The 15,848-nt window shown below is 51.9% G+C and carries 13 protein-coding genes; 8 read left to right on the top strand and 5 right to left on the bottom strand.

The window, feature by feature from the left end:
- Positions 1 to 6: 6 nt before the first annotated feature.
- The 8 genes from recJ (at position 7) to MUG09_RS09195 (ending at position 7,927) form a co-directional block, all read left to right on the top strand.
- Entirely contained in the window at positions 7 to 2,091 is a 2,085-nt protein-coding gene (recJ, locus tag MUG09_RS09230; protein WP_244771132.1) for a single-stranded-DNA-specific exonuclease RecJ, read from the top strand.
- A 93-nt stretch (positions 2,092 to 2,184) separates the two neighbouring features.
- Entirely contained in the window at positions 2,185 to 2,394 is a 210-nt protein-coding gene (rpsU, locus tag MUG09_RS09225; RefSeq protein WP_244771131.1) for a 30S ribosomal protein S21, read from the top strand.
- A 243-nt stretch (positions 2,395 to 2,637) separates the two neighbouring features.
- Positions 2,638 to 3,522 (top strand): NAD(P)-dependent oxidoreductase, encoded by an 885-nt coding sequence (locus MUG09_RS09220; protein WP_244771130.1) that lies wholly within the window; start codon positions 2,638 to 2,640, stop codon positions 3,520 to 3,522.
- On the top strand, positions 3,522 to 4,604 hold the full coding sequence (gene serC, locus MUG09_RS09215; RefSeq protein WP_244771129.1) for a 3-phosphoserine/phosphohydroxythreonine transaminase: 1,083 nt from the start codon (positions 3,522 to 3,524) through the stop codon (positions 4,602 to 4,604). The genes MUG09_RS09220 and serC overlap by 1 nt, the downstream gene beginning before the upstream one ends.
- A 6-nt stretch (positions 4,605 to 4,610) precedes the next feature.
- Positions 4,611 to 5,066: an Lrp/AsnC family transcriptional regulator gene (locus tag MUG09_RS09210; RefSeq protein WP_244771128.1), complete on the top strand. Its 456-nt coding sequence runs from the start codon at positions 4,611 to 4,613 to the stop codon at positions 5,064 to 5,066.
- Positions 5,067 to 5,226: 160 nt separating this feature from the next.
- The gene (locus MUG09_RS09205; RefSeq protein WP_244771127.1) at positions 5,227 to 6,219 is read left to right on the top strand and encodes a dihydroorotate dehydrogenase-like protein; all 993 of its coding nucleotides are present in this window, start codon (positions 5,227 to 5,229) and stop codon (positions 6,217 to 6,219) included.
- A gap of 3 nt (positions 6,220 to 6,222) precedes the next feature.
- On the top strand, positions 6,223 to 7,356 hold the full coding sequence (locus tag MUG09_RS09200) for a 1-acyl-sn-glycerol-3-phosphate acyltransferase (protein WP_244771126.1): 1,134 nt from the start codon (positions 6,223 to 6,225) through the stop codon (positions 7,354 to 7,356).
- A 61-nt stretch (positions 7,357 to 7,417) separates the two neighbouring features.
- On the top strand, positions 7,418 to 7,927 hold the full coding sequence (locus MUG09_RS09195; RefSeq protein WP_244771125.1) for a hypothetical protein: 510 nt from the start codon (positions 7,418 to 7,420) through the stop codon (positions 7,925 to 7,927).
- On the opposite strand, the gene mutL is transcribed toward MUG09_RS09195, so the two are convergent.
- The 5 genes from mutL to MUG09_RS09170 form a co-directional block, all read right to left on the bottom strand.
- A complete protein-coding gene (gene mutL, locus MUG09_RS09190; protein ID WP_244771124.1) occupies positions 7,924 to 9,699 on the bottom strand; it encodes a DNA mismatch repair endonuclease MutL in 1,776 nt (591 codons plus the stop codon). The two genes, MUG09_RS09195 and mutL, sit on opposite strands and share 4 nt — an antisense overlap.
- A gap of 38 nt (positions 9,700 to 9,737) precedes the next feature.
- Entirely contained in the window at positions 9,738 to 12,302 is a 2,565-nt protein-coding gene (locus MUG09_RS09185; RefSeq protein WP_244771123.1) for a hypothetical protein, read from the bottom strand.
- A 20-nt stretch (positions 12,303 to 12,322) separates the two neighbouring features.
- Entirely contained in the window at positions 12,323 to 13,747 is a 1,425-nt protein-coding gene (locus MUG09_RS09180; protein ID WP_244771122.1) for a hypothetical protein, read from the bottom strand.
- A 74-nt stretch (positions 13,748 to 13,821) separates the two neighbouring features.
- Positions 13,822 to 14,571: a PP-loop family protein gene (locus MUG09_RS09175; protein ID WP_244771121.1), complete on the bottom strand. Its 750-nt coding sequence runs from the start codon at positions 14,569 to 14,571 to the stop codon at positions 13,822 to 13,824.
- 4 nt (positions 14,572 to 14,575) lie between these two features.
- A complete protein-coding gene (locus tag MUG09_RS09170; protein WP_244771120.1) occupies positions 14,576 to 15,823 on the bottom strand; it encodes an HD domain-containing protein in 1,248 nt (415 codons plus the stop codon).
- Between the last annotated feature and the right edge of the window lie 25 nt (positions 15,824 to 15,848).

Genomic DNA, 15,848 nt, shown 5'->3' with positions numbered 1-15,848 from the left:
CGGCGTTTGCATGAACAGTACGGTCTGGATGTGCTCAGTGCCTCCATTCTGGTCAGAAGAGGACAGACCTCCAGCGAGCAGGTAAAGTTTTTTTTGGAGCAGGAGCTCACGTATCTGCACAATCCCTTCCTTTTCGATGATATGGAAGAGGTGGTCGACCGCATCAATGAAGCGGTTGCCGAGGGAGAGAACGTATGTGTCATCGGCGACCGCGATGTGGATGGGATCACCAGCACCGCCTTGTTGGTGCAGGAACTCAGGGACATGGGCCTGTCGGTGACGTACCAGCTTCCCGAGGGCGATGATCCCTACGGCATGACCATCAAGGGAGTCGAGAAGGCGCATGAGGACAAGGTGACGCTTATGATCACCGTCGACTGCGGCATATCCAACTTTGACGAAATCGCTCATGCCCACAGCCTCGGCATCGATACCATCGTGCTCGACCATCACATCAGCGGCGATACGCTGCCTCCGGCCTTGGCCATCATAGATCCGAAAATGCCGGGTTCAGGGTATCCTTTCGAGCATTTGGCCGGATGTGGTGTTGCAGCAAAAGTCATATGGGCGTTGCGCTTCAGCAAGACGGATTTCTACCGTGAGGAGTGCATTCTTCTGCACGCCCAACCCGGGCACGACACCATAATCATTCAGGCGATGCGAATCCAGAATCTTCTGGTCATCGACCGGGTGATCGAGGAAGTCAATCCCGGCTTGCTCTCCCCGTCGCAGAGCAAGGCTCTCTCCTTTCTCTCCTGCGGACTTCCCATTCTGGTTCTCGATGCTCAGGCGGAGTTGGTGCAGCTCAAGCAGGCTTTCGGGAAAAAGATCGATATCCACCTGGTGGAGATGAGGCCCCAGATGGAGGCTGTTATGCCGGTCATGAAGAACAAGGGTTTGTTCGCCCTTTCCAACCTGAGCCGTGCCATCAAGTATTCACCGTTCGGCAGGGATGAACTGCAGGTGCTCTACACCCTGTTTGTAGCCTACTGCATGAAGAAGCATCCCAGTCTGGACAGCGATTATGAATCGATTCTCGACTTGGTCGCCATCGGTACCGTCGCCGACCTGATGCCGATGGAGGATGAGAACCGCATCCTCGTCAAACGGGGTCTGAAGGTGCTCGCCCAAGGAAGAAGAGAATCCTTGATGCCGTTGTTTTCCATGCAGAACCTGTTGGGAAAGCAGCTATCCACCAGTGATATCTCCTGGCAGATCAGCCCGGTGATCAATGCATCGGGGAGAATGGGCAAGCCTTCGGTTGCCTTGGAGATGATGCTCAGCAGCGATCTTGGACAAACCGAGGAGCTGGCCGGTCAACTTCTTCGGCTCAACAAGGAGCGGCAGAAGCTTGGCGAGGAGTCCTGGGATCGCTTGTTGAAAATGGCGAAGGACAGTTTCGAGGCCACCGGTTCCAAGCTGGTGGTGGTTGAGGATTCCACGCTCTCGCGGGGAATAACCGGGGTGATGGCAAGCCGATTGCTCAAGCAGTTCAACGCTCCCGCCCTTGTGTTGGCGACGGTAGCGGAAGGAAGGGTCAGCGCATCCATGCGAAGTCCAGACTCATTCAACGCGCGCGATTTCCTTAGCCGGTTCAGTGATTTGTTTCTTGATTTCGGCGGACATGCCTGTGCAGGCGGCTTTTCCATGGATATTTCGCAGCTTCATAGTTTCAAACAGCGGGTCATGGATGAGATCGACACCATGGACTGCCTGCCTGATGAGGTGGAGGAAGTCAACATCGACTGTACCCTGCCTGAGGCGTATATGACCCCTGACATCATCAAGGTTGTCGAATTTTTTGAACCGTACGGGGAGAAGAACCCTCCTTTGGTGTTGTTGATGGAAGGAGCGGTGATCGAGAACATCCAGATTATGAACAATAAGAACGGCTCGGTGCAGCATGTGAAGATGACTCTTGCCTTCGGCCAGTACAAGTGGCCTGCCCTGTATTGGAATGCCGCCGACCGTATCGGCAGGGATTTCGATGTAGGAACGGCGGTGGATATCGTCTTCAGACTTGGAAGGAATTACTTCAGGAACCAGGAAACGCTGCAAATTACTGTTCTGGACTTAAAGCCTTCTGTATAAAGGGCTGCTTGTACTTGACACGGTGAACGTCTTTCGGGCATTCTGATGCAGGTGAAAACGAACCCAGTAATCGGGAAGGGGGGTGATTAATATATGGCATTCGTAAAAGTAGACGACAATGAACCTCTTGAAAAGTCGATCAAGCGTTTTAAGCGCATGGTTGAGAAAGAAGGTATCATCCGCGAATGGAAAAAGCGGGAGTACTTCGAAAAGCCCTCCACCATCCTCAACAGGAAGAAGAAAGCGCTTGCTCGCAAGCAGATGAAGAAGGTGCGAAAGCTCCATGGCTCAAAAGGCTTTTAATCTTTAGGTGAACCGCCGGTCTCCGGCGGTTTCCTCATTTTGAGGGTACTGCATCGTCTGGTTGCGTTCTGAAACACAAGCAATTCTTCCTATCCGGAAACATTTACCCTTAATTTTTATCAATACGTCAGATTTTGTAAAATAAATTAGACAAAATGCATATTTTTGGTGTACAATCGACTCAGACAAACGTTCAAGGGGTTCCTGCCCCTTAGTAAACAGCAAAGAGAGGAAAGTAACGCCATGCTAATTCTGATTTCTGATGCCTTTGATGCTTCACTGCCTGAGAAGCTCAAACCGTTCGGCGAAGTTACTACGGACAAGAATCGACTGGGTGAGGCACATGTCGTGCTGGTGCGCAGCAAGACCAAGTGCACGAAAGAGTACATCGACCAAGCCGTCAATCTTAAGTTGATCATCCGCGGTGGTGTCGGTATCGACAACATCGACAAGGCTTATGCAGACAGCAAGGGAATCATTGTCCGCAATACTCCCAAATCCTCGGCGATTGCCGTTGCGGAGCTTGCCTTTGCCCTGATGCTGAGCACTCCCAATAATCTGGTAGCCTATCATAATGGCATGAAACGCGGCGAATGGCTGAAGAACCTCAAACGCACCGAGTTGTATGGAAAGACCTTGTGCCTCTTTGGCATCGGCAATATTGCATCCAAGGTTGCCGAACGTGCAAAAGCATTCGGCATGACCGTTGTGGCGTTTGACAAGTATGTCTCCTCCTCCCCCTTGGCCCGAATGGTCCCCACTGCCGAGGAAGCAGTCGCTGATGCGGATTATATCTCGCTGCACCTTCCCTTGACCGATGAGACTCGGGGCATGGTGAACGAGAAACTGATCGCCCACTGTAAAAAGCAACCGGTGGTCATCAACACCGGCCGCGGTCTGTGTGTGGATGCCGATGACATGGTCGCGGCCCTTGAGAAGGGAACCGTCGCTTGGTACTGCACCGATGTCTATCCCACCGATCCACCCAGTGAAGACTATCCGATCCTTAAGTCCGAGCGGGTGACGCTCACCCCGCATGCCGGAGCCAATAGCGAAGAGAACCTCGGTCGTATCAGCGATGAGGTATGTGAAATCATGGATGAGTTGAAGAAGGGAGGAAAAATCTGATGGAACGTAAAAAGAATTATTTTGCCGGCCCCTCGGTAATGCCGGTTGAGGTGTTGGAAAAGCTTCGGGACCAAATGGTTGAATACAACGGCCAAGGGTTGTCAATGATTGAAGCAAGTCACCGCGGTGGCATGTTCGAGGATATGTACGATGAGTGTCTTGCCCTTTTCAAGGAGCTGCTTGGCATAAGCGACGAGTACGATGTCTATTTCCTCGGCGGCGGTGCCACCTTGCAGTTCACCATGATTCCGATGAACTTCCTCCGACCCGGGACTGTGGCCGATTACATCCGCAGCGGCACCTGGGCGAACAAGGCTGCCGATGATGCAGCCCTTCTTGGCAATGTACACTATTACTACGACGGCAAGGCAAACAAGTATACAACCCTTCCCGATGCGAAGACCGTCAAGCCGAGCAAGGATTCCAGCTATCTCTATCTCTGCTCGAACGAGACCATCGGGGGCATCGAATGGCAGGACTGGCCGGATACCGGCTCTGTTCCTCTCATTGCCGATATGTCCAGTGATATTTTCAGTCGGCCGGTTCCCGTTGACAAGTTCTCCATGATCTACGGTGGTGTGCAGAAGAACCTGGGACCCGCAGGGGCTACCTTCATCATCATGAAGAAGTCCATGCTCGAGAGGCAGAACTCCAACCTTACCGCCTACATGGACTACAGCCTGCACAGCAAGGAGAAGGGGTTGTACAACACTCCACCGGTTTTCTCCATCTGGGCGGTTAAGCTCGTGCTTGAGTGGATCAAGGCCAACGGCGGGACTGCGGGCATGCAACAGCGTGCCATCGAGAAGAGCAAGCTCATCTATGATGTCATCGACTCCTCTTCCTTCTTCCACAGCCCTGTCGATCCCGCCTTCCGCTCGAAGATGAACCTTGTGTTCCGTCTTCCCAGCGAAGAGCTTGAGGAGAAATTCCTTGGTGAAGCCAAGAAACAGGGAATGCTTGGACTGAAAGGCCACCGGTCCGTCGGCGGTCTGCGTGCAAGCCTGTACAACGCACTGCCGGTCGAGGATGTGGTTGCACTGGCTCAGTTCATGAAGGAATTCGAAAGGAAGAATGGGTGATACGATATGAAAGCTAAGATGGACGAGACGAACAAGGCGATTATCAGACAACTGTGTGATGGACGCAAGCCTTTCAGTGCCATCGCTGAAGAGCTCAGCATCACAGAGAATACTGTTCGCTCCCGAGTCAATAAGTTGATCGATGAGGGGGTATTGCAGATTTCCGGCTTGATCAACCCTGAAACCATTCCGGGTCTCCAGGTGGTGATGATGGGTGTGAAGCTCAAGACGCTGGATCTGGAACGGAAAGCCAAGGAGTTTTCTGAACTACGTGGCGTAATCTCCGCTGCTGTGGTTACCGGTCGCTACGATCTTATCGTCCAGTTGGTACTCAGTGAGGAGGAAGGCTTGAGCCTGCTCGATTTTTTCAAGTTTGAGCTTGATAAAATTAGTGAGATTTCCGAAGTTGAAACCTTCGTTGTATACCAATCCCATAACTTCAGGATTCCTTATATCCTGTAGAAGTGCGTTTTACGGATGCGGGGTGTCCTTCGGGCACCCTTTTTGTTTGCCCTGGTGTCAAGAATGAGCAAGCTCACTGGAGAAAGAGTAATAAACATGGTATAGTGATTTCGACTGTGCCGGAGGGCACTGCTTAGTTGTATGAGTTGAGGAGAGAAGAATGGCAGACCTGTCTACATCATATCTTGGATTGAAGTTGAAGAACCCCCTTATTGCAGGAAGCAGCCCCCTGACCGCATCACTGGACAACCTCAAGCGTTGTGAGGACGCAGGTCTTTCTGCTGTAGTATTGAAATCCATTTTTGAAGAGCAGATTGACCTGGACAGCGATTCTGTTGTTGATGGAGCGCAGGATTACCTTGCCCATGCGGATGCGTACGGTTTTGTGAAGAGTGCAAGCATGGAGCGGCACATTGATGCGTATTTGACCCTGCTCGAGGATGCAAAACGTACATTGGAGATTCCTGTCATCGCATCGATCAACTGTCGTCAGAGCGGCAGCTGGATCGAGTATGCCAATCGTTTTGCAGCCTGTGGCGCCGATGCCATCGAGCTCAACCATTATGTGGTTGCCGCAGATGTTGAGGTCGACGGAACCGCCATCGAGAAAGAGTATCTTTCCTTGGTCAAGACCGCCCGTAAACAGATCAAGCTTCCCCTGAGCCTGAAGATGGGACCCTCCTTTTCATCCCTGGCAAACATGCTTCGTCGCTTCGACGAGCTTTCCATCGATGGGGTGGTCCTGTTCAATAGATTCTACAGCCCGGACATCGACATCGATAAACTAGCCTTGGTGCCTGCGCAGATGCTCAGCAGCAAGGACGAATATGCACTTTCCTTGAGGTGGACCGCTCTGATGAGCGATGAGGTTCGCTACGATATTTGCGCCTCCACCGGAATTTATAATGGCGGCACTGTAGTCAAGCAGTTGCTTGCCGGGGCCAAGGCCGTTCAGCTGTGCTCCGTGCTTCTGAAGCAGGGGCTCTCCTCTGTAGCCAAGATAGAATCGGAGTTAGCACAGTGGATGGATTCACACTCCTACTCCAAGATTTCCGACTTCAATGGAAAACTCGCACAGGAGCGTATGCCCGATCCAGCGAAATGGGAGCGCGTGCAGTACATGAAGTCAATCCTGGACGCACAAAAGGGTTGAGCAATGGATGTAACAAAGTATAAGGATATCGCCCCCTATCGGGGGCAGGATGTTCGTGACGCCATAAAGCGCGTTCTTGAGAACAAGGATGCCATGTATAAGATGCTGGCATCCCTTGGTCCCGCCGAAACTGCGGAACAGCAGAAAAAACTGTCTGACAGCGCCGCCTACATTGCAGGTATCTTGGAAAAGGTTGAAACCTACGACGATTTCCAACAGCGTATCACTGCTGGCATATTCCTGCCCATCATCATTCAAAAGAGTGTAAACACCTTCTCGTTCAGTGGTACCGAACATACAAGCAAGGATCTGGCCTATCTGTTCATGAGTAACCATAGGGATATCGTACTCGACTGCGCCCTCATCGACCTGGCTTTGTTGAAAGGGGATCGCATGCCATGTGAAATGGCCATCGGGGACAACCTGTTGACCAATCAATTCGTCACCGACCTTTTCAAGCTCAACGGAGGAGTCACCGTCAGGCGGACCCTGCCGATGCGCGAGAAGTATCTGGAGTCTATCCGCCTGAGCTCCTATTTTGTTGAGTTGATTTCAGAAGAGAACAAGTCTATCTGGGTGGCTCAGAAAAGCGGTCGAGCAAAGGACGGGCTTGACATCACCACCCCGGCGATCATCAAGATGCTCCATCTCTCCCAGAAATCAAAGGGAAGAAGCTTCAGTGAAGTGATCAACAGCTGTCGCATAGTCCCGGTGGCGGTAAGTTATGAGTACGATCCCTGCGACCTGATCAAGGCAGGGGAGGAAGTGGCCCGCATCAAAAGCGGTGAACACACCAAGAAGCGGTACGAGGACCTTATCTCCATATCGCGTGGCATGAAGGGGTACAAGGGCAATGTCCATATAGCATTCGGGAAGCCCATCCAAGGTGAATTTGAGAACTCTGACCAGGTTGCCCAGGAAGTGGACCGGCAAATTCACCAGCTCTACCGGCTCTGGCCCACCAATTTGTTTGCGTATGACTATCTGGAAGGCACCAACACGTTTGCCTCCTCCTATCAGGATTTCGACAGCGAAGCGTTCCTGTATCGGTTCAAGGGTGCACGGGAGGATGTCAGACTCTATGCACTGAATGCGTATGCGAACCCAGTGCGGTCCTTTCTTGCAAGCCAGGCATAAGGCAGCGGCTCTCTTGCTGTTTCTCCTCCTGCTTGCTTCCTGCAGCAGGGAGGAGCTTGTAATGCTGAATCTGCAAGCCAAGGTGGAGATGCAGGTGCAGCCTGTACAAGAAAGCAAGGAGCAGTTGCTCACGCTCTCTTTTGCCCTGACAGGAGAGCCGAGTCAAAAACAGGTTCATATCGTTGCCGGCAATCAGAAGAGCACGTGGGTGGTGAAAGCCCAGGGAGATGAAAAAGGCCGCTATACCATCGGCCCGCTTTCAATGGGCAGGGACGTCCTGCTTCCCCAAGGGCGATGGGACCTCTCAATCCTCAGCGAAGACGGACAGACGGTAAAAGAGTCCTTTGTTGTCAGCTATCAGACACCGAGAGATTTGGTTGCCTATGATAAGGCCACCAAAACCATTGCACTCGACGATGTGAGTGCAATGCTCACTCTCTATGGCGATACGGACACGCCGCTTTCGGTACAGCAGTTGGAGCCGGAAGCAACCTATGTCTTGGATGAAACCGTCAAAAAAGCCGTAGTATATTTGGAGCAACAAGAAACAACGTACATCATCAGCAACTAGGTACGCTGCACTGCCTTCATCAGTTCGTTTTTGCCCAGCCGTACGACGAACGTTCTTCCGTGCGGACAGGTGGGTTCATCGAGGGCGAACACCTTGGTCAAGAGAGAGACGGCCATCATTCTGTCGACACTGTCTCCTGCCTTGATCGCCGCATGACAAGCCACAACAGCATACAGTCCTTTTTCAACTTCCTGGGCATCTCCGGTTGTTTTTTGGATGAAGGAAATTACGTGAGACTCGATGTTTCGATACAAGGCGGGAAGCGAAGTAATTTGCCACAACAGGTCATCCGTTCGTTCCAGCTTGATGCCTAGGTTCAGATAGACATCCTGACTTTCCAACAGATAGGCGTCTACGTCCCGTTCCACTTCGAAGGAGAGGGGTATCATCAACTGCTGTACATGCTTCTTTTGCCTGACTTCATCAAAGATCAACCGTTCATGCGCCGCATGCTGATCGACCAAAAAAAGGTCGTCCTGTTTTTGGGCTACCAGAAACAGGTTGAATGCTTGACCCAGATACACAAACTCCTGCTCGTCTTCCTGCTGCGCCCAGACATCATCGGTCTCGGTGCTTCTTGAAGCCTGCATGCGGTTGCCTTCAAGCAGTTCCTTCGCTTTCTGGAACCACTCGCTGTCAAGCGGTGCTTTCTGTGAAGGGGTCTCATAGCGGCCAGGACGCTCGCCTGCGTGGTGGCTCTGATGGGCTGCCGGCCTTGATTCATAGAGCGGGGCGAGCAAGGGAGCGTCTTCTGATTCCATCTCCTGCTTTACCAACCTGGGAATGCTCCGCTTGATCTGACCGGCGATCATGCTCACCACCTGATGATGGATCTCGGCCTTGTTGCGCAGTTTCACCTCCCGTTTGGTCGGGTGAATGTTGAAATCCACCAAGGTTGGATCCACATTGATGAACAAATAACAGTACGGAAACGATCCACCGGCAAGCAACTCCCCATACCCATAGGTGACTGCCTGCACCAACGAGTACTCATCAATCGGTCGATTGTTCACATAAATCTTGATGTGAGAACGGTCGCTTCGTGAAAGGGCGGGTGAAGAGCAGACCGCATACAGGTCGAACCGCCCCGCCGTATCATAGAGCTCCAGCATCTCCGACGGTATAATGTTCTGATTGAGGGAAAGAACATCCAATACCCGTTGTTTCCTGGTTGTTGGGACCAAGTCGACACGTACCGTCTGATCGCTGATAAAGCGGAAGGCGCGTTCGGGATAAGCCAAGGCTTTTTCCAAAAGAACAGATCTTGCCATGGTAGCTTCGGTGGAAGGGCGTTTGAGGAACTGACGTCTGGCCGGAAGTTCCTTGAACAGGCCCTGGACGGTCACCATGGTGCCGATGCGCGGGCCACCGGGAAGCACCGCCTCCTTTCTCCCGTTGTCTACGGTGATTTGATACGGGTCTTGGCCTTGGAAGCTGCTTGCTATGGTGATTTTGGATACTGCGGCGATGCTGTACAGTGCTTCGCCGCGGAAGCCCATGCTCTTGATGTGGTATAAATCATCAAGCTCACGGACCTTGCTGGTGGCATGGCTTTCGCACAAGAGAGGAAGGTCCTCAGGTTCTATACCTTCGCCGTCATCGATGAGCTTGATTTCCTCCAATCCTCCATCGGTGACACTCGCCACAATGGTTTTCGCCCCCGCATCGAGGGCGTTGTCCAAGAGTTCGCGTATCACCGAAGCAGGACGTTCTATGACTTCCCCGGCAGCAATGCGTTGGGCTACCAAGGGGTCGAGCAGTTGTATCTTCATACCAAGACTCTATCACAGAAGAAGCACAAGCGCAAAAGCTAGAACGCCTTGCTCAGCTTGATTCGTGCACTAAGGCTCACCATCGGTATCGTATACGCCGCAGGTGAAGCGGGGTAAGCGGCTCTTGCTGAAAGGTTGAACGTACCGAAATCATACCCTGCATAGAGATAGCTGGTTGCATAGGTCCCGCCGAAAAGATCGGTCAGGGCAAGGGAACCTGAGAAGACGTCTTGAAGTGTTTCCAAAAGGCCGAGGTTTGCAAGGCCAAAACCGAAGGTAAGCTTGTCGAGCTTGAACCCCAGCGAGAGTTGACTGTAGTCGGCGCTGTGTCCTGTGCTCAGCTTTGCAATGGCAAAGGAGCCGGTCAACGGAACATTCCAGACGGCCTTTGTCTCGAACTTTGCACCTGTATACCGAATATCGGTAAGAATTTCAAACGCTGAGGAGTAGGAAGTGTCCATAGCGGTGTAGGCAAAATCATTCACCAACATAGTATGGTTTTTCCCGTCGTTCACTGAAGCAAGAATCTTTGCTGTGAACTGGTTGCGTTTCACAGCAAAACCCACACCCAGGGAGTAGTTGGGGAAGAAGGTCGCAAGCGAAGTGTCAATGAACTGATCGGTATCGATGGCAGGGTAGACGGGCAGGTACCCGTGAGCCTGCATGATTGCACTGAACTGAGTGGTTCTTGTGTTGATGACCGGAAAGCGGAAACCCAACAGGGGATAGAGATTCACCGTCCAGGACGGATTGTTCTCAACCTTTGCAAGAGCTCCTACGGCAATGGAAAGTGGATACCCGTTGGAGGTGTACTGCAGGATGGAGGAGCCGAATTGTGCTCTGTTTGCCAGAAGATTTGTAAAATATAAATCATCGAAGGCGGTGATCAAGGTGAAAGGGCCTGTCTTGATCTGACTTTGCAGGACCAACTTGCTGCTCTCTCCGAATTGGGGTGCAGTAAAACTGGTCATATCGCTGACGATGCTTCGATTATGGTCAAGTGCCAGATAGAAACCTGATGTACTGTAGCCGATTCTCAGTTGGTCGAAGTAGGAGAACATATAGCCGATGCGACCAAGAGTTGAGACAGGAAACGGGGTTGCATTGCTGGTCAAGGCGGTGAAATCCTCTGTCTGCACATACGACTGCAGGGAAATGCTGAAGGGCCCTTTGGTATAGAAGGGCTTGATGGTCAGTCGATGGCTCAGAGTATTGGAGTTTGTTCCATCAAACTGGAACCGATAATCGGCTGTCACACCGAACGAACCCTGCAGTCGGTTTGCATCGGAGGAGGAAATAAGGCTTGAGGAGGTGATGGAAGCAGGAGCTGTAGTAGTGACCGGCGTCTCTATGACAGGCTCTTCTTGTTTCTCTTGCTCGACATTCTCCTGTTTTACATCATAGGTGAGCTGCAGATACTGCTCATCGGATGCCTGGACTCCAATGATCGCCTCCTCAAGCTCCTCGCTCTGTTTTTCCTCGATGGGTATCGTTGTGTCCAGTATCTGCTCGACCTGACTTACCGAGGCGATCGTCAGCTCGGGCTGTACATCCAAGGGGATGGCTACCTCAAGTGTCTGGGTCTCGGAAGTTTGCTGGACAATTACAACCTGGTCCTTTTCAGACACCACCGTAAGCTGTGACGGTATGGAAGGGACCTGGACGGCGATACTCGCCTGTACGGTGGATGGGATCTCTGGGACCATAGGTCGTACAGTAACGACGATTCTTGAAGATGGGGCCTTGAGTATGCTGGAAGTGATGGTTCGTACCTTCTCTGGTACGGGAATTTTCTGTACATCGACAGATATCACCTGCACCTGTTCTGGAATAAACGGCTTTTGCAGGGCGACAGTCAAACTGCTGACAGGTTCGGCCAAGGGGGCGACCACAGGCATCTCAACTTGCGGTTGCTCGATCACCAATGGACTGGATTTTGCCTTGGCTGCCAGCGGGGTAGGGGCGATGATGGGCTTGGAGAGTTCCTGAACTATCTGTCGGGCAAGCATCATATCAGGATACGTTGCGTAGGTCAGATAGTAGCCGATTTCAATCTGTTGGGGCCTGGCGCTCTGCTCCTGCATGAACAATTTGTCAAACGGACGAATAGTGCGGGTGAAACCCGTCAATGAGTTGTAAGAAGAGACGGTTCCGGTAAATGCAGTGACACTCTCCTCGTTCTCCGATGTGATGACCAGCATCTCTCCGTCACCTTCCAGGCGGTGTCGAGAAACAGGGGTGGAAACGGTCAGAATACCGCTATCCATATCATACGTATTGAAGGTTGCCTTTCCTGAGACGAGATAGATGTCGGACTGTTTGCTGGTGAGATTGCCGGTGACCAGCAAGGACCCTTCGTAGACATTGATGGTTCCGCGGGGGGTGATGATGAGAATGGGGGTGTCCGGATTCTGGATGATCCATCCTTCTCCGATTTTGCTGGCGTTTTCACTGGTTGCGTCAAGCCGGTTGCCTTGGCTGTCATAGAGCTTCAGTGCGCTGATGTCACCATCACCGATGAAGACTGAATCATCAGCATACAGGTTACCGATGAGGCAGGCGGCCAAGAGAAGCAGACCAACATGCTTGCATAACCGATTCATATACACTCCCTACACTGAAGTTACAGGATGGATATCCTTACTGCAGTATCTAGCTTATACGTAACTTGGGCTTGTTCATCGTATAGAATGCTCAGTCCAAGATCAAAAGAGTACGGTTTGACTTTGACTACTGCAGTGGCGGAAAGCGTTACATTGTTGAGTGTCCGCAGGCCCTCGAAGAACCGTTCTCCTGTAGTTGTAGGATAAAGCTTTTCATAGCTCAAGTCCAGCGAAACGATGTTGAATAACCGCTTGTCTATGCGTGCATTTGCAATAAATCGATAATCATGGTAATCACCTGATGTATAATTACTTATCATTTTTGCCCTGAGATAGACACCCTCACGGACAAAGTTCAGGCCCAGCATCGCATCCAGGCGTGACGTTCCAAGCTCAATGACCAGTTTTTCCAGATCCTGGGCGGTTCGCTTCTCAAAGTTCGAGGAGAAGTACTCTGCGTAGTATTTGCCGAAGGTAGGAACCGTTACACTGGTGTTGAAGATAAAAAAGCTTTTTGTATGTCCCCACAGTCCATACCGATAACCGAATGACGGTTTGCTCTCTCCACTGTCGGGAGTCTGGACAAGGAGATCGGTGAAGAAATCCATATTGAACCAGCCCCATGAGACAACCGGCAGCGAAACATCCAAGGCGATGAGTTTGCGACCCAACAACTGCCGCTGTTGCTCATCAAGCAATCTCGGGCTTTGGGCGAACGAAAGACCGATCTGCAGGTCGGCGATCGCCTCGTATTCGGGATACTCACTCAGTGGTCTGGAAAACAATCTCCAAGCCGTGAGGGTAGGTTTGAATACGTCGTTGGTGATGAACTGAAATCCTGCATTGGGGATGCCAAGCAGCCTTCCGTCAAGCATGAGCTCCAAGCCCGGGCGGGTGCTGCGAATCGCAACACTATGGTCGAAATACCCATTTACCAGAGCCCCGTCGCCGAGTGTGATGCCCAGCAGCTTGCCGAACCTCAGATAGAGAGAATCGTAGCGCTCCCCGTACTGGATAGTACGGATGAAACGGCTGTAATGCTTGAGGACGTCGACTGTATATTCGTCAAGACTCTGTTCTTCGCTTCTTGAAGGAACTTTCCAATCGGAGAAATCCAGGGAAACCCCAAAAGGTTCTGTTTCATAGGCGCCTTTTATCTTCACATCGAACTGGAAGGTGAATCTCCCGATGCTGAAGTCGGGCATGTAGGAAAGGGCGAAAAAGCCATCGCTGGTTGCCACACCTTCAAGCAGTCCGGTCGAGCCTTCGGTTCCTGTGATCGGCCATGAACCATCGGTGGTGGAATACGAGGGAGCCTGGTTTTCAGGTCCGCCGGGAATCATTGACTCCTCTACAGGCGTGACACTGTCACCCTCGCTTTCAGCACTCAACGGGAGGGTTGCAAGCAGGATCATCAGTAGAAGCAGACCAAGGCGCTTCAGCAAAATATCACCCCTCCTTCCTAGCTCTATCATCACATATACTTGGTATGGATGTAAACAGGCCTGAGAGTCACAAGTTACAGCCTGCCCGTAAATTGGTGGGCGTGATAGATATGCTCACGGCTTAGTTTGTCAAGACGACAGAGGTCGCCGATGATGGGTTTGAGACGTGCTCTTATATTGGTTTGGTCGTAGGGACAAACGGGCTTTACCACCGGCAGGTCATAGGCATCGGCCAGGCGTCGGGTGACAGCCTCATGTATCTCTATCATTGGCCGGATGATATGGATTTTCCCATCGAAAAACGGCTGAACCGGCTGCATGGTGGAGAAGTCTGCACGGAAGCAGAGGTTCATCAGGCTGGTCTCCACCAAATCGTCGAGGTGATGTCCCATTGCCACCAGCTCTATATTGTGCTCCTCGCAGTAGTTGAAAAGGACTCTCCTGCGATTTCTCGAACAAAGGTAACAGTTGAACTCACCGTTGAAGGATGCAGGATATTGGTGTTCATCAACTATGGAAAAATCGTAGCCCAGGTCGGTAAAGAAAGTTGTAAGCTTCTCCCGGAAGGCCTCGGGGATCGGATGTTCAATCCAGTTGATCATCAACGCCTTCAGTTCGTACTTGATCGGCAGCCACGTTCGACGAATCGAAAGGGCCAGGGCCAGGGCGAGACTGTCCTTCCCTCCCGAGGCGGAAAGCAGTACGGTGTCATGTTCGCGAATCATCGAGTAGGTATTGATGGCCTTGCCGGTGTGTTTGATGAAACGCATCACCCAGGGGGGGATGTCGCCATCGATGAGCGTGCGATACGAAAGTGTATTCATGCAGTCAGAGCTCCAATGCCTCCAAAACCGCTTGCCGCGGAATGGATGAGGGTGTGAAGATTCTGAATTTTCTCAGGCTTTTTGTAAAGACCCTACCGATATCATAGGAAAATATCTGGTCCAAATCATGGAAGTGCTTAAGTACGCTCCCTTCACAGAGTATAGGAATATCGGATTCGAAGGTGATGGGTTCGGGGATGTCTACAATAATGTGGGACTCGGGCACGCCAAGCCTTCCGGCAAGCTCTGCTTCAAACTCCATCCGTTTTGTCAGGTCTTTCGTTTGTTTTTCCAACTCCCCCTCAGCTTCGAATGCTTTTTCGTAGCTGAGGCGGTACAGGCGATTATCCCGTACTGCAGCGAACAGTGAAGCATTGGACGACGGCAGCAAAAAGAACTGCTCGTCATCCAGCCCGTAAAGGTCTTCTCCATCGAGACTTCCATCTGCGAAGGAGAGCAGGATGGCTTTCTTGATCATGGCTGTCGCACTTCGGGTGGTTTTATGCCAGTACACATTGCGATACATCAGGTACTTGCTGAACAGCAGGTGTTCCACCGAACCCATGGCTTGCTCGCTGACGGCCAGCTTTGTATCGACCACTGTAAGTTGGTCGGTGATGTAGGAGACATCCTGAGTCCCATAGGGGACGCCGCAGAAGAATGCATCACGGTTTAAATAGTCCAGCTTGTCCGGATCGAGGGTGCCGGAGAGGATGTTGCGGTACAGCTCGATCTCCTTGTCGTCGCACGGCAGCCGCTCATCGATGATGAGTCCTACCTGTTCACCCTGAATGCCTGCCTGCTTGATCGCCTTGTACAATGAGCCCTGTTGGCGGATGAGGCTGTCAGCGATGGCTTCATGGCTTTTCAGCGGCAGCTCCTTCAAGGAGTGTGCGAAGGGAAAGTGACCGATATCGTGGAGGAGGCATGCACAGAGGAAGGTTTTCATGCCCTCTTCGGTACAAGGGAGAACCGATTTCCCGTACATGGCCTGCTTAAGGAGGCTGGAGAGGATCAGAAAACCGACATGGTAGACTCCCAGGCTGTGGTCAAGCCTGGTGTGCACTGCACCGGGGTAGAGGTGAAAGGCCGGGCCGAGCTGCTTGATCCTTCCCAGCTTTTGAAAAACAGGGTCGCCGATGATCGGTTTGAAGGAGACGGGAAGGCGGATGTCCTTCCACAAGGGGTCGCGGATGCTGAACTGTTGTTCGCCGTAAAGGCTGCTGAGCAAGGAAGTATAGGTGCGCTGCATGCCTAGATAGTAGAACAGTGCTCCA

Source organism: Sphaerochaeta associata, from assembly GCF_022869165.1.
Lineage (GTDB): Bacteria > Spirochaetota > Spirochaetia > Sphaerochaetales > Sphaerochaetaceae > Sphaerochaeta > Sphaerochaeta associata.
The sequence above is the reverse complement of the archived record's forward strand: the minus strand, read 5'-3'. Positions and strand labels throughout refer to the sequence as shown.